Here is a 23966-nt window from a genome sequence, read left to right as displayed (position 1 = left end):
GGAACGCGCGGTAGCCGACCGGCAGATCGATCCGGTGCTCCCGCCATCCCTGCGCGACGCGCGTCTTGTGTGGTGCAGCGCTTCGATCTTCTAGGAATGCGGCGAAACGGATACACTCCACAACGATGATCCCGCCGCTCGGACTTTTGACATTCGAACCCATCTTGGTGCTTAAGCCATGGGGCGGTCGCGCTTTGGAGCGATTTGGTAAGACGCTGCCGATCGGCGAGCTTGTCGGCGAAAGCTGGGAGATCGCCGACCTCCCCGATGGCACGGCCACGGACGCAGCCGAGTCACATTCGTATGTCGCTAGCGGACCGCAACGCGGTTTGGCCCTGTCAGCCTTGATTGCAACCTATGGTTCTGATTTCCTCGGCACAGCCACCGCAATGCCCGACGGCGCCTTTGCGTTGCTCGTCAAACTGCTCGATGCCAACGAGCACCTGTCGATTCAGGTCCATCCCAATGCGGAGTACGTCGCTCGCCATTCGGGAGCAGCGTTGAAAACCGAATCGTGGTACGTCCTCGACGCCCGCCCCGGAGCAGCGTTGTACAAGGGATTTCGCGACGGAGTCTCTATTGCGGACGTCGCTGCCACAGCCGGGACGCCAGCCATCGTTGAACTCCTACAAACCTTTGATGCCCGTCCCGGCGACTTTCACCACCTGCCGGCGGGTGTCGTCCATGCCCTTGGTGCGGGTGTCGTCGTTGCCGAGACCCAGACGCCGAGCGACACAACCTTTCGGATTTACGACTGGACCGAAGAGTATGGGCGGGAACCTCGCACGCTCCACATCACCGAAGCGCTCGACACGCTCGAAATGTCTTCGGACCTTGGAACCTACCTCGCTCCTTCGCAGGTCGACCGCACCCGGCTGCTTATCGCGACCGATCACTACTGGCAACGCGAACACCGCTACGACGCAGGCAAGATCGCGTTGCACAATGCGGAAGAACTTCGGGTGTTGATGGTTGCCGACGGATCCGTGTCCATACAAGCCCCCGGTGAAGGGGCCACAGTGTTTCCGATTGGCTCAACGATCGTGCTCCCGGCTGTGATCGCAACCGAGACAACTGTGCACGTCGTCCAACCAACCGTCCTCCTTGAGACGGGCCTCGTCAACGGTCCGTGAAGGCTCCCGCCGGGTCTCACCGCCCGGCTTCAACGCTACGAGACCGACGATCGTTCACGGTCGGCTCTCAGCTATCACCCGCTTGAGTTCGTCGTAGCCCATCATTGCGAGACGAATACCGAGCGGTGGGTTGATACCTCCAGAATTGTCATCTAGCTCCGTATCCTGGATGTCCCCACCACGTTCACGCGTCGCATCAGTTATACAGCACAAAGTCTGCTGCCGACATGCCTTCGACCGACCACTTGGTGGGATCCGGGTTGCGTCCGCCACACAATCTCACGAAAGTCTCCGTGTCGGTTGCGAGATGTCCTACCGGATCAAGATCTGACCCGAACTGGCGTAACACACCGTCGATCCGGGTGACGACCGGCATCTTTTTCATCACGGTGGACTTGTCGTGGAGAAGGTCAACAGCAATCTCATGGCCAGGGCTTGCAAACGCGTCGTCGGCGTCGACAGCATCTCTCACATCGCCACCGTGGATGAACTGGGCGAGGCCGAATGAATCGAGCGCACCGCCGGCAGCATCGATCTTGGCAATGACATTGGCGTATCCGCCGAACAACTCGCCAAGAAGCCGACCGATGTCCCACGTCTTGCGATGATCGACGTCCTCTTGGTTTGACTCCGGGGTGAATGAGGCCTGATCCCCCGATTCCACAATTTGGAGAACCGCCGACTGGTGCGCAACTACGTCGCGCACCGACCACAAGTCGCACACCGTCTGTCTGTCGAAGTCGGCGGGCGTGAGGCCTTCGAGGAGTGGCTGGTAGGCCTCGGCCTCGATCTGAAGAAGTAGTGCAGCATCTCGCATGAGTGGCAAGATACAAGCATCTTGGCCTCCACCGAACGTTCGATAGACACATGACAGATTTCGCCGACGCCGCCCAGCGGATTCATGACGATCTGCCGGTGGTTGATGGCCATAACGACTTCCCGTGGGAGGTGCGGACTAGGGCGGGCTCGTCGTTTGACTCGATGGACCCGTCAACGCCTCTCCCCCACGTCCACACCGATATCGAACGTCTCCGCCGTGGTGGTGTCGGTGCTCAGTTTTGGTCGGTGTATGTGCCGTGCGAAAGCGAAGCGCCTTTCAAACACACGATGGAACAGATCGATCTCGTCGAACAGATGAATGCGCGTTACCCCGCAGCGTTCGAGGCAGCAACCACCGCCCACGATGTTCGGCGCATCAGAGCTTCTCGGCGGACCGCAAGTCTGATGGGTGCCGAGGGTGGACACTCCATCGAGAACTCGATCGACAAGCTCCACACGTTGTTTGAACGCGGGGTCCGTTACATGACGCTCACCCACGCCGACACACTCGACTGGGCAGATTCGGCGACCGACGAGATGCGCCACGGCGGTCTCACCGACTTTGGTCGCGACGTCGTCCGTGAGATGAACGCCATGGGAATGATCGTTGACATCTCGCATGTCTCCGCAGACACGATGCGCGACGCTCTCGATGTGAGCACCCTCCCGGTGATGGCATCACACTCGTCGGCGTATGCGGTATCGGACAACCCTCGTAATGTGCCCGACGATGTGTTGCGGGCCGTTTGTGGAAATGGCGGTGTCGTCATGGTGAACTTCTTCTCGTTGTTCGTCGTCCCCGACACCGGCGACGACACGATGAAACTCTTTGCCGCAACACGCAGAATCCGTACGTCAACTTCCAACGAGGACGACTTTCGTGAGGCAATGGCGGAGTACACCGCTCAGAACCCTATACCCATGGGTGATATCGAGATCGTCCTCGACCACATCGAACATATCGCCGAAGTCGCGGGTATCGATCACGTCGGTCTCGGATCCGACTTCGACGGCATCACCTCGCTCCCCAAGGGTCTCGAGGATGTGTCGACATACCCGAACATTACGGCCGGGTTACTTGCGAGATCGTGGTCCGAGACCGATATCAGAAAGATGCTCGGCGAAAACATTCTGAGAGTCCTAGAGGCCAACGAACGCTAGGTGTCACGACCGTATCGCCCCCTAGTAGCGTGATAATCGACGGAATAGAGTTGGCGCCATGATTCTGCGTTCATTTGTCGGATTGAGACACTGGGTCGGGATCGCGATGGTCGTCATCCTTGTCGCTGCCGGCTGCGGTGACGGTAGCAAGAACGACGCTGAAGGGGAGTCCTCGTGGGGGCCACTCGCCGTTGGTCCTGCGGTACCGAATGGCGGCGACGAGGCTCTGATCGGCGGCGTGCTCGCCCTAACGGCGACTGCACTGTGGTGGAGACAGGAACGGAAAGCGTTCTGCTGGTGTGGCCCGCTGATCGGACCACATGGTTACGAGAGGCGAATTCGATCTCGTTCCAGACCCTGGATGGTGTTTCTCACACTCTGTCGTACGGAGACAACGTGACTTTCGGTGGTGGAGGATCAAGCGTCGAGGAGGGGGCCCTGCAGCAGCCGCGTGGATAGCGCGCATCGACTGGGTAGCCGAACCTAAACCATCGTGCGTGGGAAACACGCGCTGGTCCATAACTGACTTCGTGCCGTGACCACGGGTCTCCCAATACAACTCGATCAAGAAGCCACGGCGAGTCTCGACGTCTTAGGACTCGGCCATTCTTCTCAGCACCATGTGGAGGATGCCACCGTGGCGAAGGTACTCGACTTCGACCGGGGTGTCACACCTGACAATCGCCATAAACTCGGTTTTCGATCCATCTGCTTTCGACGCCGTCACTTTCACTAGCTGACGTGGCGTCAGCGAATCGTCGACATCGATCGCAAACGTCTCGGAACCATCCAAGCCCAGCGAGTCAGCATTCTCGCCATCGACGTAGGTAAGCGGCAGCACACCCATCATCACGAGATTGGAGCGGTGAATACGTTCGTACGACTCGACAATCACGGCTTTGACACCCAGAAGGAACGTTCCCTTCGCAGCCCAGTCGCGCGACGATCCCATGCCGTAGTCCTTGCCGCCGAGCACAACGAGAGGAATCCCGGCATCTTTGTAGCTGAGACTGGCGTCGTAGATACTCTTTACCTCCCCGTCGGTGAAGTCGAGCGTCCACCCACCCTCGGTTCCCGGGGCTAGTTGGTTACGGACCCGGATGTTGGCGAACGTGCCACGGGTCATCACGCGGTCGTTACCGCGGCGCGACCCGTACGAGTTAAACATGCGAAGTTCGACACCAGACTCGGTAAGGAACTTGCCGGCGGGAGTATCCGGACCGATTGCGCCCGCCGGAGAAATGTGGTCGGTTGTGATCGAATCGCCCAATTTTGCAAGCACCCGGGCACCCGCAATGGGAACAATCGGGGTCGGGTCCGGTGCGAGGTCGACGAAAAACGGCGGCTCCTGAATATACGTCGAAGCGTCATTCCACGGATACAGCGACGACTCCGAGCTATCGATGTCCCGCCATTCGTCGCTTCCCTCGAACACGTTGCCGTACTGCTCCAGGAACTGCTCACGGGTCACCGAAGAAGCCACGATCTGGTTCACCTCGGCCTGAGTGGGCCAGATGTCCTTGAGGAACACATCATTCCCGTCGGCATCCTGAGTAATCGGTTCTGAAGCGAGGTCGATGTCCACCGTCCCCGCAAGCGCATAGGCAACAACCAGCGGTGGTGACGCCAGGTAATTCGCACGAACGTCGGGCGAGATGCGACCTTCAAAGTTCCGGTTGCCGGACAGCACCGACGTCGCGACAAGATTGTTGTCGTTGATCGCGGCGGAGATCTCATCCGGTAGCGGACCGGAGTTCCCAATGCACGTCGTACACCCGAACCCGACGTTATAAAAACCCGCCGCTTCAAGATCGACAAGCAGGTTGGCCCGCTCCAGATACTCAATGACCACCTTGGACCCTGGAGCCAGTGAAGTCTTCACCCACGGTTTGCGGGTGATGCCACGCTCGCGAGCCTTGCGCGCAACAAGCCCGGCGGCGACCATGACATCGGGATTCGACGTATTGGTACACGACGTGATTGCCGCAATGACGACATCGCCATCGGCCAAGTGAAACGTTGCACCTTCGGACGTGACTTCGACTCCCTCGACAGGGAAAACCTCGCCGTCGGTGCGCAGCTGCCCGGCGAGATCCGTGTGCCACTGGGCCTTCATGTTCGAAAGCGCGATGCGGTCCTGTGGACGTTTCGGACCGGCGAGCGATGGTTCGATCGTCGCCATATCAAGTTCAAGCGTGTCTGAATAGGTGATCTGGCGACTGTCCTCGCGCCACATCCCCTGGATCCGGCAGTACTGCTCGACCGTTTCGATAAGCGCCTCATCGCGCCCCGACAGACGCATATATTTCAGTGTCTGCTCATCCACCGGAAAGAAGCCGACCGTGGCACCGTATTCGGGTGCCATATTGGCGATCGTCGCACGGTTCGCAAGCGGCATGTCGGCCAGGCCAGGACCGAAGAACTCGACAAACTTGCCGACCACGCCAAGCCCCCGAAGCATCTCGGTGACGCGGAGTACCAGGTCGGTTGCAGTTGTGCCTTCTGGAAGGGAGCCGGTGAGTTTGAACCCGACAACCTCGGGAAGCAGCATATAGATCGGTTGCCCAACCATCACGGCCTCTGCCTCGATGCCTCCAACACCCCATCCAACGACACCGAGTCCGTTAATCATGGTGGTGTGAGAGTCGGTACCGACAAGCGAATCTGGGTACAGCATGCCGTTCGCATCCCACACAACCTTGGCGAGATACTCAAGATTTACTTGATGCACGATGCCGGTCGCCGGCGGGACAACGCTGAAGTTGTCAAACGCGCTCTGTCCCCATTTGAGGAACTCATATCGTTCCTGGTTGCGCTCGAACTCGCGCTCGGAGTTGATCTGAAGGGCCATCCCCGAGTTGTAAGCATCTACCTGGACGGAATGGTCGATGACCAGATCGGCCGGGACCTGCGGGTTCACTTTTTGGGCGGCGCTCTCGTCACCCGTCATACGCACAATGGCGGACCGCATCGCGGCAAGATCCACTACCGCTGGGACGCCGGTGAAATCCTGCAGCACCACACGCCCCGGGTTGAACGCAATCTCGATCTCGCCGACCTTGGAAGCATCGTACTGGGCCAAAACCCGAACATCGTCGTCGGTGACGATACGACCGTCGTGGTTCCGCAACACAGACTCGAGCAGAACCTTGATCGTGTAGGGAAGCGAGTCTATGTCACCCATGTCTCTAAGGGCATCAAGCCGATAGATCGTGCGTTCGCCAAGCGATGTGGAGACGGTCGTTCGTGCCTGGTACGGATCATGTGGGGTGTTCATGCGAAGCTCTCGATCTTTTCAAACTGGCAACTCTCGCGCCGCACCTCAGTGTACCGACAATGCTGAAGTCTCCAGGCCATGAATCGCCCGCAAGAACGATTCATGGCTACTTCTCGAAACATCCACGGAATCTTTCTCAGTCGCGGCGATCAACCCCATGCGATTTCGAAAATAGTGACCAATGTTTCAGTCGCCGATCTGCCGGAGCGTCCCACCAGGCTCTTATCTCGACGCCGACGGTGAGCAGCGGAGCAACGAGGAACACCCGGCGCACCCAACGTTGCGCGCGAGCCGGACGGACCCACCGTACACGACGGTCTCGCTGAAAAAGACAGTCCCCACAACCGCACTTCCGATCGGTAGGGTTATGAGGTTGATTGAAGGGGGCGTCTAAAAGGGAGAAGCGACATATGATCAACATATCCATCCAGAAAAAGCACGCATACTTGTTTGCAGCGTTTATCGTTGCAGCAGCGTTGCTATTGCCGGCGGGGGCGTGGGCGGCACACTCATTCAGCGATGTTCCGGACAGCAACATATTTCACGACGACATTGAATGGCTGGCTGACACAGGCGTGACGCTGGGTTGTGGAGACGGAAAATTCTGCCCCGGTGACTCGGTCACGCGAGAACAGATGGCGGCGTTCATGCGCAGATTGTCAACCAATCAGGTTGTTGACGCCAAGGAAGTCTATGGCGGAACAGCATGGATGTGGGCACAAACCACGTCTCCGACTCTTGATGCGCCTATCACGGCGGACGCCACTTACGCGTACAATTCCGAAGGAGCTGCAATAACCTACACCCGGACCGCAGTCGGCAGGTACGTCGTGACCTTCCCCGGCTGGGGAACCATCGGTCACTCGCAAGTGTCGACGTACGCGTCAGCTGGTGTCAACTGCCAAAACAGCGGCTGGGGCGGGGGCACCGTCAGGGTGGCTTGCTACGACTCGACGGGAAGTCTCGCTGACGGAAGGTTCACCGTGTTGCTGATGGGCAACTAACACCGACCAAACAACGCAACATGGGGGACCACATCCGTGGTCCCCCATGTTGCGCCTTGCCCAAGGCGACCGGGCGTATCTGGCGGTGGTGGGTGTGCGTGAGGTTGGCGACGGCCGATAGAAACCGTGGTCACAACAAAGTACGCAACCGCCAGCCGCTATGTCGAGCAGTCACCGATCTTGGATCGTGGAAGCGGAAAAGGGAACGGAAGCTCACAGGTATCGAAACAGGTGGACTCCGGCAATAGCGATCCGCGTTCGCTTGCGAACCTGGAAACCTCAAAGAGACGCTCCCACGGCCGACAATGATACCGATATGAGGTATTCCTGAAAGCCCCGCGGCAACCACGCGCTGGTCGCCGGCGGAGACGTCGTGTCTGGAAATTCGCCGCGGTCTTCGTCATGCTTGTATTGGTGGTCGCAAGCCGTGGAGGTGACCGACGTCGCACCGAACCGGCCGAGACCGCTCAGCAGGCCGATTCGTCGCAGCCGGTCGTCACAACCGCGCAGCCCGACCGTCCCGATGCATCCCGGGTCGGTGCGACCGGAGAAATCACTATTGATGTCGACGGCCTCCAACGGGTGTTCACCGTCGTGCGGCCTCCGAGCGTCGGTGCCAACGCACCGCTAGTGGTACTGCTCCACGGCGGGACCAGAGATATGCGGGCGGTCCTAAAAGGAGCCGGAAGTGGCGACTGGGTGGCGCTGGCTGAGGAGAAGGGATTCGTCGTGGTGGCACCGAACGGGGTGAACCCAACAACAGGCGACACCACGGGCAACCGTCAGCAGTGGAATGACCTTCGCTCACCGTTTAGCGTTGGTGACTCAGAGGCCGACGACGTCGAGTTCATCAACCGCGTGATCGATTGGGTGATCGAACACCACGATGTCGACCCGGATCGAGTGTTCGTGACGGGCCTGTCGAACGGCGGGATGATGGCCCAACGGCTGCTGATCGAAACACCCGAAACGTTCGCAGCCGGAGCCTCCTTCATTGCGAACCTTCCCGATCGGGACGACTTGGTGGGTCCTGACTCGCCCGTACCGCTTCTCCTCGCAAATGGCACCGAGGACCCACTTATGCCCTGGGACGGTGGCAAGATCGCTGATCGCGACCGCGGGACTGTGAAGTCGGTTGCTGAAACCCGAGAGTGGTGGATCAAGACGAACCGTGCCACACCGGACGGTCTCGGAATCGTCCAGATCAAGAACACCAACCGCCGCGACGGCTGCACGCTCACGACCGAACGGTTCAATGCGGGGCCGGGCGGTGCCGCGCTGGAGATCTTGACCATGGAAGGTGGCGGCCACTCGATGCCGTCGACGAACTACACCTTCGCCGGCGAGCTACTCCTCGAACCCATCGTGGGACCGCTATGCCGAGACGCTGGTGGTGTCAGGCTTGCGTGGGACTTCTTCGTGTCGTCGTAGAACTGACAGCACAGCATCGTTCGCATGTATCCCGATTAGCAGCCAGTGGCGTCAACCATCACTTGACATGCATCTGCGCGACGCTGCGGAGAGAGTTGTGTAACGAGTCGCCGAAAGGCGCCCCGCGGCAGTGTGTGCATGTTGTCGAAATTAGCCACACATTCGGTTGGAACGCCGTCGAGGTCTGGCGACAACTCCAACTCCGATACGAGGCCACGTCTCGTACGGGTTAACGCGACTACGACAACTCCCCCGATACGATCCGCGGCCGGATCCCTCGTCAATACGAGCACCGGCCGGTCGCCTCCTGGCGTGTCAGCGAACCAGATTTCACCGCGCTGCATGCGCCCAGTCCGACCAGTCCTCCGAGGGCCCCCAGTCGGCGACCTCACTAAACGCCAATTCATCCGACGTCAGGGGTGCTGCCATCCAGGCCGCAATATCGCTTTCGTCCCGAAGCCGCACAAGATGGCGGTGCAGCGCGTCGCGTAACAGTTGCGATCGGTCAATGCCGAGCCGCTCTGCGCATTGCTGGGCGTTCACCGCCTCTTCATCGTCCACTCGAAAGCTGAGCATCGTCATACACACACTCTACGACGTATGACACCCCTTGAGAACCCCTGTATTCTTCTCAACACGGAGCCACCGCGGATCGACCAGATGAAGCTGGCACCGAAGCTTCATCATCCAATCCAACCGACGAGTTCGAGGATGGTCTGTGCGACGTCCTCGGGTGTCGCGCCCTGTGTTGACACAACGAAGTGCGCAACACCATTTGACTCGAGAATGGATCGAAGCTCGTCGCTGCGCTCCTGCAGCTTGTGTACCCACTCTGAGCTGTATTCGCGCCGGGCGATCCGCTCGTGCGCGGTCTCCGTAGGCCCACGCAGATCAACGACCGTGATTTCAGCCCCGGAGACGGCTGCACAATACGCATCGACACCAGCGGCTGTCTCGACAACGCGGGCGATAACCAGGCGTTCAACCCCTGCCTCTTTGTAGTTCTCCTAAATCGCAGAGAGGTTCTTGATGATCATCCCCTCGGCGTTGACTTCGTCAAACAGATCGATAAACCCTTTCATGTCCACTGAATCACGCGCCCCAACAGCCTTGGCAACATTGATCTGGGCGAGGTGCCGGCTCAGAATTTCCATAGCGCCGCAATAGCCGGGAGTGTCGTCGATGGACCCCAGGGCTGGTTACGATCCACTGCCCTCAACTAGAAAACGGAACATGGACCACGTATCGCACGACCCGAAAACGAAACAAGATACCGCACGCATCCTGGTTATGCCCGCAAGCACTCGAGAGCTGTCGCTGAATCAGGCTCTCGGCCGCCTCCTCACGCAACGCATTCTCGCCGCCGGGACTCAGGCGATGTTGATCGACCTCGTCGATTTCCCAATGCCGATGTACAACGGCGATGATGAGCAGCGCGACGGTGTCCCCGATACGGCAAGCCAGCTCGTCGATCTCGTCAAGACCGCAGACGTTCTCATCCTGGTTTCGCCTGAATACAACGGTTCGTTTCCGGCGCTGTTCAAAAACACCTATGACTGGATGAGCCGTGTGGATCGACGTTGCCTCGTCGGGGTCACGGTGATGCTGGCTTCGGCGGTATCAGGAGAGCGTGGTGGCCGCCGCGGGCTCGACATGTTGAGGACGTTCATGGCAAACGTGCACGCCACCGTCCCTGAGGTCATGCTGGCTGCCGGTTCACTGTCAGTGGACAAGGACAGAAACATCGTCGGTGTCGACGAAGACGCCGTGACGACGTTCGTTCACCATGCCGTTGCGGCCAGCCGCACACACCGAGCGACATAGACCTATTTGTTCGCCATTCTGGTCCATTCCGCCGCCCTTAGGTCCTCGGTGACGGCGGCGCTCGTTACCGTTGTGACAACCGTCACGACACAGACGGCAACGGTGCCGAGCACCAGATACATCACGAGGAGCTGGACCGCGACGGCATCGACCGGGTCGACGCCGGCGAGCAAGAGTCCGGTCATCGCGCCCGGCAACGCAATGAGGCCGACGACCTTAGTGCGTTCTATCTGAGGAACCATCGCGGCTCTGGCAGCCCGCGGCGCCATGAAGCGAACTGCTTGACGCCTGTCGAAGCCCAAACCCAGCACGGCGTCGAGATCACCGACGTGATCACGACATAGGCTGATGGACTGTTTTGCGGCGAGCACTGACGCCGGGACCGCATTCCCGATTGTGATGCCGGCAATCACAACCAAAGCCACCGGGTTGTAGTCAAGGACGCCGAACCCGAATGTGACTGAGATACTGATTGCCGCTGAACCCGCGATTGCGAGCCCCGCAGCCCATGCCAAGTGGTCGATAGCGTGCTCGGCGCGCCGCAGCACGACGCGGGTCGCGTTGACGACCATGAACGCAACCCACGTCCACGCCCACAAGCTGGCGCGACTCGAACCAAAGATCGCAGCGAAGAGCACGCCCACAGCAGAGAGCTGGATCGCCGCCCGGACCGCGGCGACGAACAGTTCTCGTTCGATGCCGAGCCGCAACCACCGGGCCAGCCCAAGGGCGATGATCACCAGGGACAGTGATGCCAGAACTACGGGAAACCCGACTACGTTCATACTGGGTGCCCGCTGGTCATCGCAGACCTCTTTTCGTGGATACGACTGACAACCACACTGTACGGTTTTGCCCAGGCGAATCCCCAAACGTCAACTACGCTTGCTCGGATGAACCACCCTGTGCGCACCGTCGCGGTCACTGTCACGCTGCTGCTCACATCGTGCTCAACACAACAGGACGCGTCCGTGTCGACACCGCAAAGCTCGATCGTCTCGACGTCTCCGCCTAGCACGACGACCGCTGCACCGACCACCACCACGTCGGTACCCGCTGAAGTCCTAGACCGAGATGACGACGCGACCCTGCGGCGAATGTTGGCGGACCTCGAAGTGCTCCTCGCTAACGGACCACGCGAAGCCGGCGGAGAGGCAGAAAGGGCAGCTGCGACATTCATCCAGGGAAAGCTTGAGACCCTTGGGGTCCACCAGAGAACTGAGTCCGTCCCGCTACCAGGCAAGGCGCTGAGCATGAACATCTGGTCGTCCTTCGGCGACGGGCCTGCAACCGTCCTCGTAGGCGCGCATTACGACAGTGTGCACTTGAGCCCAGGCGCCGACGACAACGGTAGCGGAACCGTCGGGCTTCTTGAGTTGGCTCGCCGCCTCAACGAAATGCCAATCGAGGCACTCACCATCACGATCGTATTCTTCGGCGCCGAGGAAGTCACGCTTGGCCACCCCCGCGACGATCACCACTTCGGATCGCGGCTGCGGGCAGCCACGATGGCTGAGCAAGGGAATCTTCCGGACTGGATGATCTCGCTCGACATGGTCGGCGAGCCATTCCCCGTCATGGCGGTGACCCTCACAGGAACAGACGACGCCGCGGCTGAAGTCATCCTCGAAGCGGGCGAGGAGGTCAGCATCGACGTGCGCAAGATTGACCGAGGCGAAAACTCGGACCACGAGCCATTCGCCAAACTCGGCGTGCCGTCGGTGTTCGTCTGGAGACCCGGCGACCTCGATTATCACACCGATGGCGACAGCCATATCGACGGCGAAACACTACTCGAAAACCTCCGCCTCATAGCGGCGACCCTTGAGATCCTCGCCGGACGAGGATAAACCCGACCCCCGGAGGTGAGGACGAGCCAGCGTCCGCGTACCCCAATGCGTGGGCCCCGCTTAAGAAGTGGCGGCATCGTTCGATACGCTAGAGATGAGCCCACAACGCATCGGAGCGATCACCATCGCCCTTGCATCTCTGGCCACCGCATGCAGTGGTGGTACGGCCGACGCTGAGGTCGCGTTGGAGGCGCGTTGGCAATGCGACGTGCAGCGCCAAACATTCGATGATCTTGGTGCACTCGACGCCGAACTCGAAGACAGGTTGGCCACTGCCGGACTGAGCCGCGCTGACTACGAAACCTTTAAGGAAGACCTCGCTTCGTCACCGGATCTCCGCGCCCAGGTAGCCGAACAGTACGAGGCGTACTGTCTCTCATAACGGGTCGTCGGCTGACTAGTCCACACGGGCCGAGCCCTAACAGCGCGTCGACATGTTTAAAAATCTGCGCCTACTCCCGATCTAAGAGGCATGATGAAGAAAGCACTCACCCTCCTTTTGACGATCGGCCTCTTGGCATTCTCCGCTGGCCCGGTCCTTGCGGCCGAGGAGTCAGACAGAGTCGAGGAAACTAAAAAAGTCAAAGTCGAGGACAAACGCACCGGCAAGGATGAAGGCAAGGTCGAGCTCAAGACAAAGAGGACCGCCGCCGTCGTCGAGGGTGACACCGCATGGGTCGCATTCAGCTGGAAAGCGAAGCGCACAGATGCGACCGACTTCAAGATCGCAGTCACCACAGAGAGCCGTGGCGTGACCATCGAGTATCCCGCCAACACGGCCTCCTACAGCAGTCTGATGGACAACGACACCCTGTCTGCCAACGAAATCGATTTCACCTCTGTACGCCTGTCCGTCCCGTATGGCAGCAAGAACATCAAGCTGAAGGTCGTTGCGACCTGGGTTCAAGACGGCAAGAACGACAAGCAGAACTACGAGATAAAGGTCCCTGTTGCAAAGTTCAAGGGTGACGACATTGCTCAGGCAACCACGGACGCCGGATCGGTCTCCGTCGGCGAGCCCGCGTGGCTTGGGGTCGAGTGGACCGGCCTCGCCCCCGTCCTCAGCGACATCGAGATCACCGTCACAGGACCGCTCGGCACCGCGATCACCTACCCAGCGGACCGCCCATTCACGAGCCTGTATTACAACGACAGCCTCGAGGATGGCGAGACCGATGTCGCCCGCTTCCTGATCGATGCAACGGCAATGTCCCCTGGCAGTTATGTGTTGACCGTCGAGGTGTCCTACACCAAGGCAGGCACCGCCAAGTCAGTCTCTGGCGAAGTGTCCTTCAAAGTCACCGGCTGACCGCACCGGTCGACTCGCGTCCGGTAGCCGAGTCCTGTCCGTCACCACCGAAGCCGCGGCGCTCCATCGTGCCCCAGTCGCGGTCGCCACGCAGAAACGCCCAAAGACCCTGGAGACGCCAAAACGTGTTGAGATGTCGATACCCAAGGGTCTCGACGAGGGCCAATCCCAACAGCACGGCCAGGTCGCGACCCTTGCGGTACCGCCGGAATGACATCTCCTCAAGAGCGACGGCGGCTACAGACAGCGCCGACCCGAAAAACACACTCAAAAGCAGGAAGGCGATCACAAACCGGGGTGAAGCCACCCCGAGCGCCACCGACGTTGCGAAGGCTGCGTACCCGATTACCTCGATGACGGGGCCAAGCAGCTCTAAGAAGAAGTAATACGGAAATGCTAGAACGCCGGGAGAACCGTAACGCGGGTTGCCCAACATCCGTATGTGCCGGGTTAGCGCCTGCGCAAGGCCACGCTGCCAGCGGCTTCGTTGACGGCCGAGCGTCCGCAGTGTCTCAGGTGCCTCGGTCCATGCAACCGGGTCCGGGATGAATGAGATTCGGTACGGGATGTCATTGTCTCGGCAGTAGCGATGAAGCCTGACAATCAGCTCCATATCTTCGCCCACGGTGTCGGTCGAGAACCCCCCGGCTGCGGCGACGATCGATCGCCGGAAGACACCAAACGCCCCCGAGACAATCAGAGTTGCCCCCACGGCATTCCATCCGACACGACCGACAAAGAACGCCCGCAGATACTCAACGATTTGAAGTTCGGGAAGCAATCTGTGCGGCAGCGCGACTTCCTCGACCTCGCCGGCTTCGATCTTGCAACCGTTGGCGATGCGGATCATCGCCCCGGCGGCAACTGTCCGTCGATCTTCGAGGAACGGGCGCGCGATCCGAACCAACGCATCAGGTTCGAGCAGGGTATCCGCGTCCAAAGCAGCGAACAACGGATACCTGGAGTGATTGAGACCTACGTTCAAGGCATCAGCTTTACCCCCGTTTTCCTTGTCGATCAACCACAGATGGGGGTGCATCCGGCTGCGGAGCACGCCGGAGACCACGGCTGTTGGGATCACGCTCGTCGGTAGCCGATGCGCGGGCCGCAACTCGAATGCTTCGGTCATAGCGGCGATCGTGCCATCGGTGGAGCCATCGCTGATCACGATGATCTCGTACTCCGGGTAGCGGAGCGTCAGCAGACACCGGGTCGCCTCGACAATGGTCGATTCTTCATTGAACGCGGGCACAAGAAGGGAAATCGGGAGGCTGCCGGCGGCACCGACGAGTTCGTTCACATGCAAGGTCTTTAGCCGAGCGACGTACCGGCGGGTCTGCGGGAACGACGCAATCGTCAAAGCGAGATAGGTCAAGTTGAGAGCGGCGAAGTACCCGAGAGCCACAACATTGATCACATCGAGGACACCCATCACTGCGACACAGCCTCTGCCAAGGCCTCAAAGGCGGCCTCTGAGTTGGTTTCTGGCGCGTCCTTAAGGATCCGCAGCGTGGCGTCCTGCCCCAACCGCCGTAGCGCTGCGGCCGCGTGAATCGCAACCCACGGCGACTCGTCGCCGACCGCGTGGGCAAGCGCGAGACCATCGGACGCGTCCCCGATGTTTCCAAGAACGATCGCCGTCTGTGCCCGGACAACAGGGTCTTCGTGTGCCAGAAGAGGGCGTGCGACGTCTACGTGTTTTGACTGCCCAACCGCTCCGATCACCCGCAACGACGCGACGAGCAGCTCACGGTCTTCCGGTCGATCCCCAGCAATCAGCAGCGCCGCTATGGCGCCAGCGGAAACGCCACGCTACTTACGTCCGACGCGTCCTACGCAGTTCGACGCGTGTTTGGTCGCTCCTCGACAGACAAACCCTGCGCCAACACGCCAGCCCCGCGCATGCCGCACACCTCCAGCGGTCACGACTGCGCCAGAAGTCGATCAATCCGGGCGACTAACTCGGCGGGTGAGAAGGGTTTCAAAACGTAGTCATTCGCACCGAGTTCAAAGCCCCGGACGACGTCGCGTTCGCTACCCATACCGGTCAGCATCATGATCGGTGTGTCCGCCAGGTGAGGCAGCTGCCGCAACTTGGCCAACAACTCAAATCCGTCCATCCGTGGCATCTTCACGTCAAGAATCGCCAATGCCAGCGGTTGGCGCTCTGCAACCTCCAGCGCTTCTTGGCCGTTGGTGCAGTGGACGACTTCAAATCCGTTGCGAATGAGCCGGTCCTTGATCAACGTCGCGGTGAGTTCATCATCTTCCGCGATCAGGATCGTGTGAGGACCAGGCAAATCGGACTCCTCATCGACGGACAAGTCGCCCGTGGTCTGCCGAACCAGAGTTCCGTGGAGAATCTGGTCGGCGATTTCAAACAGTTCGGCGGGGACAAAAGGTTTCTCAACGAACGCGACTGCACCAAGATCGAGACATTCATCTCTCGCTAGCCCGGAACTCGCGCCAGATAAAACGAGGATCGGCGTTAGCGCCGTGTCAGCAGCCTCGCGGAGCTGCTTTATCACGTGTCTTCCGTCACCATCGGGGAGAAACAGGTCAAGAATAATCAGCGACCAATCCTGCGAGAACACCTTCTCAGCTTCGGACAACGAGCCGGCAACGACGACATCGCGGCTGTCGCTACGCAGCGTCGCAACCAGAAGCTGCTGGATCAAGGGGTCGTCGTCAATGACGAGAATTTGGGTGACGGTGGACGCGTCCTCACTGACAATACGCCGCATAAGCGCAATGAGGCTTTCCAACGGTTCGACCATCGCGGGCGCCGACGACTCGAGAACGTTGAGCGCCGCGTTGGTGACCTTGGGGTATCCAAAACTCCCGCCTGACCCCTTGAGTTGGTGTGCCAGACGGCGAGCTTCATCCTCGACATCGGAGGATCCTGACGCAATCTTTGAAACCACGCCTTCGAGGGCCTCAATGAGCGGCGGAAGTCCTTCGCGGAATGCGGCTCGAAGCTCCCTCATGACGACCTCGTGTAATAGGCGGCGTCGTACGCCCGGCTTGCGGGCGCCATCTCTGTACCGTCGGCACAATAGGACCGCAAGTGAGATCTTTTTTCATCTCCTGGACTAGTTTGAAGACGGTCCGAAACTCCTCAAAACCGATGGAGGATGTGTGGCCCGCACCGAGTCCTGCCGATCCCAACGATCAGACGAACGGCCAGCCCTGGAGAAATCGAGAGACATTTCGGGATAAGCCACAGGGAGCGATACGCTACGTCTGACACTCCGAAAGCAAATCTCCGTGAACCCCGCCGAATCCGCAAAACGCAAGACGCTGTTGCTCGTGGTCGTTGGTGTGGCGGCGTTAGCGCTGATGGCGTTTGCCATGGTTCAGTCGAGAGACACCGTGTCGGTCGCGCCGGTGACGATCGATGTGGAGATCAACCCCAACATCACCATTCGGACCCTGGAGGACCTCGCACCCGACATCGGGGGTGACGAAAACGTCGCACCAAATTTCGAACTTGTCCTAGCCAACGGAGATCTCTTCAATCTCTACGATTTCCTTGAGACAGATGGACGGCCAGTGTTCCTCAATTTATGGGCCTCATGGTGCGGTCCGTGCAGAGCCGAAATGCCCGATATCGACGCAGCGTTCGCCCGGTACCCCGGCGTGATGTTCCTCGGTGTCGCTGTGAACGACGATCTCGGCGAGGCACAAGCCTTCATCGAGGAGATCGGCATCAGCTACCCGATCGCCTACGACACGCGTGACATCGTGGCGAACACTTACCCACCCGTCGGGATGCCGGCAACATACATCATTTCGAGCGAGGGCATCATCGTCGAAACGGTGTTCGGCCAACTCGCCGAATCAGACATCGATCGACTGCTCGCACCGGTCATCGGTCCCTGATCCCTCCCTCTGGGAACGATGGCACGGACGGTTTTGCGTCCGCGGACCCACACGTATCACGACTGGGCAAATCTTCAGGCGGTAGGGGGCACGAACGAGGTGACGAGGATCATGGAGTGCGTGTGGGTTGCTGCTTTTCTGATTTTCGCGGCCTCCAGATACTTCGGCGTCGCCTGCCGAGATTTTGCGGTGGCATCCCCGCACCTGTACGAACTCATGTACGGTCCCAGGGTCCGAGAACTGCTGCCATCGCCCGACGATCGAGATGACGCCCGCCGACTGCAAACAATCGTTGCTGAGTTGTTTGTAGAAGCGCAAGAAGAGGGCCAGTTCAGAAAGTCGAATCCAGCAGATTTGTCACGAATCTTCTGGGCAGCGCTGCACGGTTCCGTTTCTCTTGAACTGACGAATTGGTTCACTCCGAGCGAGGGAGAACAGCGTTTCGACCAGCTCATAACGATTGTCCTCGACGGCGAAGCTGCCGACCCCGACCGAGACAGCGGCGATACATCGGCACGACGAGCTTCCACACCCGTGCCGGCATGTCCGCCTCAACTCGCATTCACGTACCCCGCCACTCGGGGCTGCGTTTCTCGACAAACGCGCGAACTCCTTCTTGGGCATCATCGGTCGTTGCCAATGCTGTTAAGCCGATATGGAGAGAGTCAAGAGCCGCATCGAACCCCACATCCGCAAAGGCGTAAAAGGAATCCTTGCCGAGAGCCAACACCGACGGACTCACTGCAAGCAGGGCATCAACGGTTTTGTCCACTTCGTGATCAAGCTCCTCGTGCGGAACGACCCGCGTCGCAATGCCCATCTGCAACGCTTCGTCAGCGCTAAACCGGCGACCGGTCATCATCATGTCTAGCAGCGCCTTGCGAGGCACGAGTGGTTTGAGGACGGCAGAAATCATCATGGGCCACAGACCGATGTTCACCTCCGGGGTCCCAAAGGTTGCACGCTCCGAGGCGATCGTGATGTCACACGCGGCAGCAAGCCCGAAACCTCCGCCCAAGGCATGGCCATTTACCCGGGCAATCGTTGGTTTCCCACACCGCCGAAGACTCCGAAAAAGCGCCACCAACGCACCGCGTCCTTCATGACCGGTGAGCGGAGTGTCGACGAACCCGCCAGCAAGATCACCTCCGGCAGAAAAACTCTTGTCACCGGCACCCGTTATCACGATCACCCGCACGTCGCCGTCGTCGGCAGCCCTTCGGACCGCACCGACAAGGTCGACCATGACCTCTGCCGACATCGGGTTGTGCCGATCAGGATCGTCAATAGTGATCGTGCAACGACCACCGCCACTTTCGTAACGGACCACGGGTACCTCCACGAGTGACGGTAGCCGACCCAGCGGGTCCACGTCGCTTGCCCGCTTCAACACGAGCGCAGGCGAGACGTACTTCAAATAGCGTAGAGACCCCGCCCGACGGCGAACCAGCCCTCACAGGCAGCCAGTTGGTCAACGGCGCTCAGATGCACTTCGCCAGCGGTGCACTACTCTCTTACTCATGCTGTTGCTGGTGTTCGTACTCATTGTTCCGGTTGCGATCGCGTTGTTGCGCGGAGGCAACCTTGGCAATTTTACGGACATGTTTATACGGGGGTGGTGGCTGCTTTTTGTCGGGTTTGGCATGCAGATAGCCGCCAGCGTCCTGGACTCTGACCAGCGGCTGCTCGCACGGATTCTGGTGCTCACCAGCTACGTCGTGCTCTTGGGCCTGGTTGCAGCCAACTGGACAGCGCCCGGTATGTGGATGACCGGGGTGGGACTACTGATGAATTTCACTGTCATCGCCGTCAACGGGGGCATGCCGGTGTTACCCGAAGCAGTCGAGCTCGCAGGGGGAACCTTCTCGCTACCGCTCGGCGCCAAGCACGTACTACTCGATACCTCGACACGCCTGCCGTTTCTCGCTGACGTCTTGCCAATGCCAGGAAACGTCATTTCGCTGGGTGATATTTTTTTCGCGATTGGTCTCGGAACGCTGATCGAGCACCACATCCGCCAGCCTGCCCGCCTCTTCAGAAAAGGAGCGCGAACTCCACCGGGGTCGGCCGCCAGATCGTGAGGATTCGCAAGACGGTAGGTTGACCAATACGGGTCCTGTGCGAGGTCGGAACTGCGACCTTGTCGTCAGCAGGTCGACCTGAGCTACAAGCGCTCCGGACATTAACTCTGCGGCGTCAACGGTGTTCCATCTTGGCCGTTGAGAACACCGCGGTGCTCAAGGACCCGGTGTAGCGAGTCCGCAATTCTCGGGTCGAATTCATAGTCAGATCCGCGATGAATCTGGTCCATTGCATCGATCGGTGCAAAACCTGCTTCGCGAGTCGCGTGGTCGTACGCGCTCGCTACCTTGATGATCCTCGACAACACCGGCACGTCCTCGTCTGTAGCTGCACCGTGATGCTGGTAGGGATGGTGCTGGACCGCAACGACCTGAGCGACATACTCAAGATACGGTGCCTCCGCAATGATCTGGGCACCCCATTGGGCGATGTCCTCTTCGGTGTATCCAGCGCGCAGAATCGCCGGTTCGTTTAGCGTGATCCGTCCGATGTCGTGCATAAGCGCGGCGTACTCAAGCAGCGTCACATCGTCAGGATGGAGGCCGATTTCCCGAGCGATCGACACGGCAAGGTCTGCGGTACGCGACGAATGCCCACCGGGCGCAAGTCCAGCCACTTCAGGGATCTGAGCCAACGCCCGGATCGTCTGACCGTAGGTGACCCGAGTCTGATGGTATCGCACAAAGGCGGAGTGGCTAAAGAGGTACGGCAGCGCTGAGATAGGGAACGCCCACCAACCCATAGATGGAAACGTAAAGCCAAAAATGGCTCCAGAGGCAAGCAGCGAAATTACAACGGTCCAATCCTCCAGCGCCAGCAGCCAAAGAAATCGAACCGACAGATCGCCCTCCTCAAGACCTGTGAGAGAGCGCAGGGCCGCGCGCACCAAGTACCAGGCGAGGCCTGCCGAAAGAATGGACACCCCTACCTGGAGCGATCTCGACCCGTTCCATACAACAAGCCACTCGTCGACACCGTGGTAGGCCAGTGCGAATGCCCCTAGAGCGACTACCTCGGCAACAAACTCGCTGCCGCGCTCGACGGCCTCGGACCTACGGATGGTAAGCACCATCCAGGCGCCCGCCATCCCGACCGAAAAGATCACGATCGTCGACACCGTATCGCGTGTGAGCATCGGCGTTGCAGAAGCAACACTCAGCCCAAGGTACACCGTTCCCCCCGACGGTGCCGGCACCGAGATGGTCTGCGCACCCAGCAACAACGCAGCCGACGCGACCAGCAACAACGGGCTCACCTTTGCGCTCGGGTACAACACGACGCCAAGGGCAACCATGGCGATCCAAGTCGCAACCGACAACGTTCGGAAAGCAGTTTTAGGCATTCGTCCACCCCTCCTCGGCAATGCGACGCGCCTCGTCATCGTCCACCATGTCCACAGAACCGTACACCTCGCCCCTCGAAGTCAATACCTCGATGAGAACCTCTACAACCTCGGGGTCAAACTGCGAACCAGCGTTACGTCGCAGCTCGGCGAATGCGTACGGCTGCGACAATGCCACCCGATACGAACGGGTGCTTGTCATTGCGTCGAACGAGTCCGCGACAGCCAGGATCCGGGCCTCCATTGGCAGATTCCCAACATCGTGCTCGTGTGAGCCGATGTAGCCGGCGCCATCAAAGTGGGCGTGATGGTTCGATGCGAAGACGACCATCGGCTGGAGGAAGTCGACGGCCGCCAACAGGTCTTCCACCAGATGCACATGCTCTTGCATCTGGGCGTATTCCTCCCGGGTGAGCCGGGCATTCTTACGAATCAAGTCGCGGGGCACGGCAAGCTTCCCGACATCGTGGATCAGCGCAGCCCACCTCAGACCCTCCAACCGAGTCCCGTTAAAGCCCATTTTCTGCCCGATGAGTTCGGAAAAATACGCGACTCGTTCGGTGTGCCCACGCGTGTAGAGGTCCTTTGCCTCCAGGGCCTTGATGAAACCTCTCAAGGTGGACTCCTGCGCCTCGCGAAGCTGCGCGTACGACGCAAACGTCATGTGCCCGACGAAGAACACGATCACGATCAGGGGAAGAATCCCGTTCCCTGCGAGGTGGTAGGCCGCACCGAGAAGACCGCCGACAAAACCCATCCCCAGCGCTGGCGTCACGATACTTGGCAGATTGGACCAGGGCCGCACATCTCGGCGGCCAAACACATTGCGCACGATCAATGTGACCGCTTGGAAGTTGATAAAAGTGTACGTCCCTGCCCCCGCAATTGTGACCAGCGCGACGCGCCACAGATCAGTTCGCTCAAGGGGGTATTCGGGGAGCCAAATCGCGAGAATTGTGACCATCACTGCTGCTGAAATCGTCAACTGTCCGAAGTTGACAATCGGCTGGAACCATCGCCGCAAGCGAACATCTGTTGGAGCAATGGGTCCGATCGCAACCATGAGAGGCACCAACACCAAAGCGTCTTCTGGGCCGATCGCCAACGCAGCGGTCATTGCGATCATGACGCCTGGTGACGCGATTAAGCGATCATTGACCTCCAGCGCATTCCATTCAAGGTATAGATACACCGGAGCGAAGAGCATCCACAGACCCCAGCTTTGGGCCGTGGGGACGCCACCGACCAGAAACAGAGTAAAAAGTACAAGAAGACCCGCAACGCCGAGCGCGATTGCGTAGCGGATCCGAAGCCGTCGCTGTCTAAGAGGGTCGATCACTAACACTACTAGTCCATTGATTGGGACGCCCAGTACCGTTCCGAGACGGTTACTTAGCCAACGCGGAAGTTAGCCACTCCCACGACCATTGCAGTTGCGAATGCACCAGCGGCCAGTGCGATTCTTGCTATCTGACTTTTCACTAAACATCAACCCTTTTGCGAACTTTCTCACCACCGACATCGCCGCCGGTACTGGGTCAATCGCTACGCTTGGTGTTCGGTCGGAACGGATCTGGGCGTCACCCTTGGTTTCCACCTCGTACGAGGAGGAAAATTTTCTGTTGTTTACGTGCACGACCAACCCCACTTAACGGAAGCTCCGTTCGGTCCTCAACCCCGGATGGTCATATCACCTCTCGGCGACTTCACCAGACTATGAAGGGATAGCCGTACACGCAAGGACCGATTGGTGCGTTGCTCCAAGTGTCGTCGCGATCAGTGGTCGGTTGCCACAGAACGCGTTGCTCTCTGCGAACACAACGAGACACAGAACGACTACGCTGCGGAGTCACGCAGTCGGAAAGCGGGTACACGTGCAGGTGCGGGAGATAGAAGAGTCGCTGACGCGGCTCGACTCCGTCGACGCGGTGCGCGTCGTACGCGACGGAAACAAGATTGTTGAAGTGCATGTCTTGGCAGCGCCTGACCGTACCGCCAAACAGGTAGTTCGTGACGTCCAGTCACTCGTCATGGCGAAATTCGGTGAATCAATTGACCGGCGTGTCGTTTCGGTGGTTCAGATCAACGCCCCGAACAGCACCCTCGATGCGCGTCAACGTCCTGCGCTCGTCGAGGTCGTCGAAGAGCCAGAAGGCGCACGGACGACCATCACCGTCAAACTCTCGTACAAGGAAGAGGAGCATGTCGGTGTCGCCGCGGGACCGATCGCAGAGTCGGCGCGGCTGCGATTGATCGGCGAGGCAACGCTCGAAGCGATCCAGTCGTCGTTTCCTCGCGCCCCGGCCATGGCGCTCGACGGCATCGGGCCGGCAAGCGTCGGTATGCGCAAGATAATGATCGCGGTCGTGGTTGGTTCGAACGACCGCCACAGCGAAGAGGTGGCAGTGGGTTCTGCCATCGAACAGGGTGACAGCACGAGTGCAGCGGTCAAGGCCATTCTCGACGCTCTAAACCGTCGCTTGGAGCAACTCACCGAATGACCTTCAACCCGCGTGACACCAGTGCCACGCTCACATCACGGGGCACAGGTAAAACGGCCGCGGTCCGTTCTGGCGTCCTGACACCGCACGTTGGGTGCCGTGTCAGGACGCCAGAACAAGAAGGTGGGGCGGGAACAACGGCCGCCGTCACGCCGCACTTCCTGGCAACAGAGGCCGCCATCGACACCATGCGGGCTGGCGGATCCGCCATCGACGCGGCTATCTCCGCCAACGCCGTACTAGGGGTTGTTCTTCCGACGACCTGCGGACTAGGTGGTGACCTGTTCGCCCTAGTAAACGGACCCGGATTTGGGGTCCCGATGTGTATGAATGCGTCGGGCCGAGCTGGAC

At 59.7% G+C, this 23966-nt stretch carries 25 protein-coding genes; 13 read left to right on the top strand and 12 right to left on the bottom strand.

The features are described 5' to 3' along the window. The first annotated feature begins 125 nt into the window (after positions 1-125). A complete protein-coding gene (locus IIC71_11880) occupies positions 126-1133 on the top strand; it encodes a class I mannose-6-phosphate isomerase (GenBank protein MCH7669879.1) in 1008 nt (335 codons plus the stop codon). Positions 1134-1329: 196 nt separating this feature from the next. Here IIC71_11880 and IIC71_11875 read toward each other — a convergent pair whose 3' ends face one another. Then, positions 1330-1950, bottom strand: a complete 621-nt coding sequence (locus tag IIC71_11875) for a maleylpyruvate isomerase N-terminal domain-containing protein (GenBank protein MCH7669878.1) — start codon at positions 1948-1950, stop codon at positions 1330-1332. Between the two features lie 50 nt (positions 1951-2000). Here IIC71_11875 and IIC71_11870 point away from each other — a divergent pair, with 50 nt between their 5' ends. Together IIC71_11870 and IIC71_11865 are read left to right on the top strand one after the other, a co-directional pair. After that, on the top strand, positions 2001-3113 hold the full coding sequence (locus tag IIC71_11870; GenBank protein ID MCH7669877.1) for a dipeptidase: 1113 nt from the start codon (positions 2001-2003) through the stop codon (positions 3111-3113). Positions 3114-3171: 58 nt separating this feature from the next. Next, complete coding sequence (locus tag IIC71_11865) at positions 3172-3513, top strand: hypothetical protein (protein MCH7669876.1); 342 nt, start codon at positions 3172-3174, stop codon at positions 3511-3513. 192 nt (positions 3514-3705) lie between these two features. Here the strand turns inward: IIC71_11865 and acnA are convergent, their stop codons facing one another. After that, the gene (acnA, locus tag IIC71_11860; protein MCH7669875.1) at positions 3706-6390 is read right to left on the bottom strand and encodes an aconitate hydratase AcnA; all 2685 of its coding nucleotides are present in this window, start codon (positions 6388-6390) and stop codon (positions 3706-3708) included. A gap of 410 nt (positions 6391-6800) precedes the next feature. On the opposite strand from acnA, the gene IIC71_11855 reads away from it, so the two are divergent. After that, complete coding sequence (locus IIC71_11855; protein MCH7669874.1) at positions 6801-7394, top strand: S-layer homology domain-containing protein; 594 nt, start codon at positions 6801-6803, stop codon at positions 7392-7394. A 402-nt stretch (positions 7395-7796) separates the two neighbouring features. After that, positions 7797-8825 (top strand): prolyl oligopeptidase family serine peptidase, encoded by a 1029-nt coding sequence (locus tag IIC71_11850; protein ID MCH7669873.1) that lies wholly within the window; start codon positions 7797-7799, stop codon positions 8823-8825. Positions 8826-8860: 35 nt separating this feature from the next. Here the strand turns inward: IIC71_11850 and IIC71_11845 are convergent, their stop codons facing one another. The 3 genes from IIC71_11845 to IIC71_11835 all read right to left on the bottom strand — a co-directional run bounded on the left by IIC71_11845 (position 8861) and on the right by IIC71_11835 (position 9979). Further along, positions 8861-9169, bottom strand: a complete 309-nt coding sequence (locus IIC71_11845; protein MCH7669872.1) for a type II toxin-antitoxin system PemK/MazF family toxin — start codon at positions 9167-9169, stop codon at positions 8861-8863. Continuing rightward, positions 9156-9407: an antitoxin gene (locus IIC71_11840; GenBank protein ID MCH7669871.1), complete on the bottom strand. Its 252-nt coding sequence runs from the start codon at positions 9405-9407 to the stop codon at positions 9156-9158. Before IIC71_11840 ends, IIC71_11845 begins: the two co-directional genes overlap by 14 nt. 425 nt (positions 9408-9832) lie before the next feature. Then, on the bottom strand, positions 9833-9979 hold the full coding sequence (locus tag IIC71_11835; GenBank protein MCH7669870.1) for a hypothetical protein: 147 nt from the start codon (positions 9977-9979) through the stop codon (positions 9833-9835). A 79-nt stretch (positions 9980-10058) separates the two neighbouring features. Here IIC71_11835 and IIC71_11830 point away from each other — a divergent pair, with 79 nt between their 5' ends. Continuing rightward, the gene (locus tag IIC71_11830; protein ID MCH7669869.1) at positions 10059-10649 is read left to right on the top strand and encodes an NAD(P)H-dependent oxidoreductase; all 591 of its coding nucleotides are present in this window, start codon (positions 10059-10061) and stop codon (positions 10647-10649) included. A gap of 2 nt (positions 10650-10651) precedes the next feature. Here the strand turns inward: IIC71_11830 and IIC71_11825 are convergent, their stop codons facing one another. Then, entirely contained in the window at positions 10652-11434 is a 783-nt protein-coding gene (locus IIC71_11825) for an ABC transporter permease (protein MCH7669868.1), read from the bottom strand. Between the two features lie 108 nt (positions 11435-11542). On the opposite strand from IIC71_11825, the gene IIC71_11820 reads away from it, so the two are divergent. From IIC71_11820 to IIC71_11810, 3 genes are all read left to right on the top strand, one after another. Beyond that, positions 11543-12499: a M20/M25/M40 family metallo-hydrolase gene (locus IIC71_11820; GenBank protein MCH7669867.1), complete on the top strand. Its 957-nt coding sequence runs from the start codon at positions 11543-11545 to the stop codon at positions 12497-12499. Between the two features lie 94 nt (positions 12500-12593). After that, a complete protein-coding gene (locus IIC71_11815) occupies positions 12594-12881 on the top strand; it encodes a hypothetical protein (GenBank protein ID MCH7669866.1) in 288 nt (95 codons plus the stop codon). A gap of 90 nt (positions 12882-12971) precedes the next feature. Continuing rightward, the gene (locus IIC71_11810) at positions 12972-13808 is read left to right on the top strand and encodes a hypothetical protein (protein MCH7669865.1); all 837 of its coding nucleotides are present in this window, start codon (positions 12972-12974) and stop codon (positions 13806-13808) included. Here the strand turns inward: IIC71_11810 and IIC71_11805 are convergent. The 3 genes from IIC71_11805 to IIC71_11795 all read right to left on the bottom strand — a co-directional run bounded on the left by IIC71_11805 (position 13798) and on the right by IIC71_11795 (position 16795). After that, entirely contained in the window at positions 13798-15243 is a 1446-nt protein-coding gene (locus IIC71_11805; GenBank protein ID MCH7669864.1) for a glycosyltransferase family 2 protein, read from the bottom strand. The two genes, IIC71_11810 and IIC71_11805, sit on opposite strands and share 11 nt — an antisense overlap. Next, complete coding sequence (locus tag IIC71_11800) at positions 15240-15539, bottom strand: HEAT repeat domain-containing protein (GenBank protein MCH7669863.1); 300 nt, start codon at positions 15537-15539, stop codon at positions 15240-15242. Before IIC71_11800 ends, IIC71_11805 begins: the two co-directional genes overlap by 4 nt. Positions 15540-15730: 191 nt before the next feature. Continuing rightward, positions 15731-16795 carry a response regulator gene (locus IIC71_11795; protein ID MCH7669862.1) on the bottom strand — a complete coding sequence of 355 codons (1065 nt, stop codon included), beginning with the start codon at positions 16793-16795 and terminating at the stop codon, positions 15731-15733. Positions 16796-17075: 280 nt separating this feature from the next. On the opposite strand from IIC71_11795, the gene IIC71_11790 reads away from it, so the two are divergent. Beyond that, entirely contained in the window at positions 17076-17690 is a 615-nt protein-coding gene (locus IIC71_11790; protein ID MCH7669861.1) for a TlpA family protein disulfide reductase, read from the top strand. 562 nt (positions 17691-18252) lie between these two features. On the opposite strand, the gene IIC71_11785 is transcribed toward IIC71_11790, so the two are convergent. Next, positions 18253-19032, bottom strand: a complete 780-nt coding sequence (locus IIC71_11785) for an enoyl-CoA hydratase/isomerase family protein (protein ID MCH7669860.1) — start codon at positions 19030-19032, stop codon at positions 18253-18255. Positions 19033-19210: 178 nt separating this feature from the next. Here IIC71_11785 and IIC71_11780 point away from each other — a divergent pair, with 178 nt between their 5' ends. Further along, a complete protein-coding gene (locus IIC71_11780; GenBank protein ID MCH7669859.1) occupies positions 19211-19771 on the top strand; it encodes a DUF5317 domain-containing protein in 561 nt (186 codons plus the stop codon). A gap of 101 nt (positions 19772-19872) precedes the next feature. On the opposite strand, the gene IIC71_11775 is transcribed toward IIC71_11780, so the two are convergent. Together IIC71_11775 and IIC71_11770 are read right to left on the bottom strand one after the other, a co-directional pair. After that, positions 19873-21114, bottom strand: coding sequence for an HD domain-containing protein (locus IIC71_11775; GenBank protein MCH7669858.1), 1242 nt, complete (start codon positions 21112-21114; stop codon positions 19873-19875). Next, positions 21107-22453, bottom strand: coding sequence for an HD-GYP domain-containing protein (locus IIC71_11770; GenBank protein ID MCH7669857.1), 1347 nt, complete (start codon positions 22451-22453; stop codon positions 21107-21109). Before IIC71_11770 ends, IIC71_11775 begins: the two co-directional genes overlap by 8 nt. A 535-nt stretch (positions 22454-22988) precedes the next feature. On the opposite strand from IIC71_11770, the gene IIC71_11765 reads away from it, so the two are divergent. Together IIC71_11765 and IIC71_11760 are read left to right on the top strand one after the other, a co-directional pair. Further along, positions 22989-23615 carry a hypothetical protein gene (locus IIC71_11765; GenBank protein ID MCH7669856.1) on the top strand — a complete coding sequence of 209 codons (627 nt, stop codon included), beginning with the start codon at positions 22989-22991 and terminating at the stop codon, positions 23613-23615. Then, a partial coding sequence (locus tag IIC71_11760; protein MCH7669855.1) for a gamma-glutamyltransferase occupies positions 23612-23966 on the top strand: 355 nt, incomplete at its 3' end. The genes IIC71_11765 and IIC71_11760, both read left to right, overlap by 4 nt.

It is taken from the genome of Acidobacteriota bacterium (assembly GCA_022562055.1).
In the GTDB taxonomy this organism is placed as follows: Bacteria; Actinomycetota; Acidimicrobiia; order Spongiisociales; family UBA5794; genus BMS3BBIN02.
This window is presented reverse-complemented; position numbering and strand designations above follow the sequence as displayed.

What these genes read in the sequence shown, in the direction of transcription:
- IIC71_11855 (MCH7669874.1), top strand. Translation starts at nt 6,801, where the DNA reads ATGATCAACATATCCATCCAGAAAAAGCACGCATACTTGTTTGCAGCG.
- IIC71_11830 (MCH7669869.1), top strand. Translation starts at nt 10,059, where the DNA reads ATGGACCACGTATCGCACGACCCGAAAACGAAACAAGATACCGCACGC.
- IIC71_11845 (MCH7669872.1), bottom strand. Translation starts at nt 9,169, where the DNA reads ATGCAGCGCGGTGAAATCTGGTTCGCTGACACGCCAGGAGGCGACCGG.
- IIC71_11835 (MCH7669870.1), bottom strand. Translation starts at nt 9,979, where the DNA reads ATGGAAATTCTGAGCCGGCACCTCGCCCAGATCAATGTTGCCAAGGCT.
- IIC71_11875 (MCH7669878.1), bottom strand. Translation starts at nt 1,950, where the DNA reads ATGCGAGATGCTGCACTACTTCTTCAGATCGAGGCCGAGGCCTACCAG.
- IIC71_11815 (MCH7669866.1), top strand. Translation starts at nt 12,594, where the DNA reads ATGAGCCCACAACGCATCGGAGCGATCACCATCGCCCTTGCATCTCTG.
- IIC71_11825 (MCH7669868.1), bottom strand. Translation starts at nt 11,434, where the DNA reads ATGAACGTAGTCGGGTTTCCCGTAGTTCTGGCATCACTGTCCCTGGTG.
- IIC71_11840 (MCH7669871.1), bottom strand. Translation starts at nt 9,407, where the DNA reads ATGACGATGCTCAGCTTTCGAGTGGACGATGAAGAGGCGGTGAACGCC.
- IIC71_11820 (MCH7669867.1), top strand. Translation starts at nt 11,543, where the DNA reads ATGAACCACCCTGTGCGCACCGTCGCGGTCACTGTCACGCTGCTGCTC.
- IIC71_11795 (MCH7669862.1), bottom strand. Translation starts at nt 16,795, where the DNA reads ATGAGGGAGCTTCGAGCCGCATTCCGCGAAGGACTTCCGCCGCTCATT.
- IIC71_11780 (MCH7669859.1), top strand. Translation starts at nt 19,211, where the DNA reads ATGCTGTTGCTGGTGTTCGTACTCATTGTTCCGGTTGCGATCGCGTTG.
- IIC71_11880 (MCH7669879.1), top strand. Translation starts at nt 126, where the DNA reads ATGATCCCGCCGCTCGGACTTTTGACATTCGAACCCATCTTGGTGCTT.
- IIC71_11810 (MCH7669865.1), top strand. Translation starts at nt 12,972, where the DNA reads ATGATGAAGAAAGCACTCACCCTCCTTTTGACGATCGGCCTCTTGGCA.
- IIC71_11865 (MCH7669876.1), top strand. Translation starts at nt 3,172, where the DNA reads ATGATTCTGCGTTCATTTGTCGGATTGAGACACTGGGTCGGGATCGCG.
- IIC71_11870 (MCH7669877.1), top strand. Translation starts at nt 2,001, where the DNA reads ATGACAGATTTCGCCGACGCCGCCCAGCGGATTCATGACGATCTGCCG.
- acnA (MCH7669875.1), bottom strand. Translation starts at nt 6,390, where the DNA reads ATGAACACCCCACATGATCCGTACCAGGCACGAACGACCGTCTCCACA.
- IIC71_11850 (MCH7669873.1), top strand. Translation starts at nt 7,797, where the DNA reads ATGCTTGTATTGGTGGTCGCAAGCCGTGGAGGTGACCGACGTCGCACC.
- IIC71_11775 (MCH7669858.1), bottom strand. Translation starts at nt 21,114, where the DNA reads ATGCCTAAAACTGCTTTCCGAACGTTGTCGGTTGCGACTTGGATCGCC.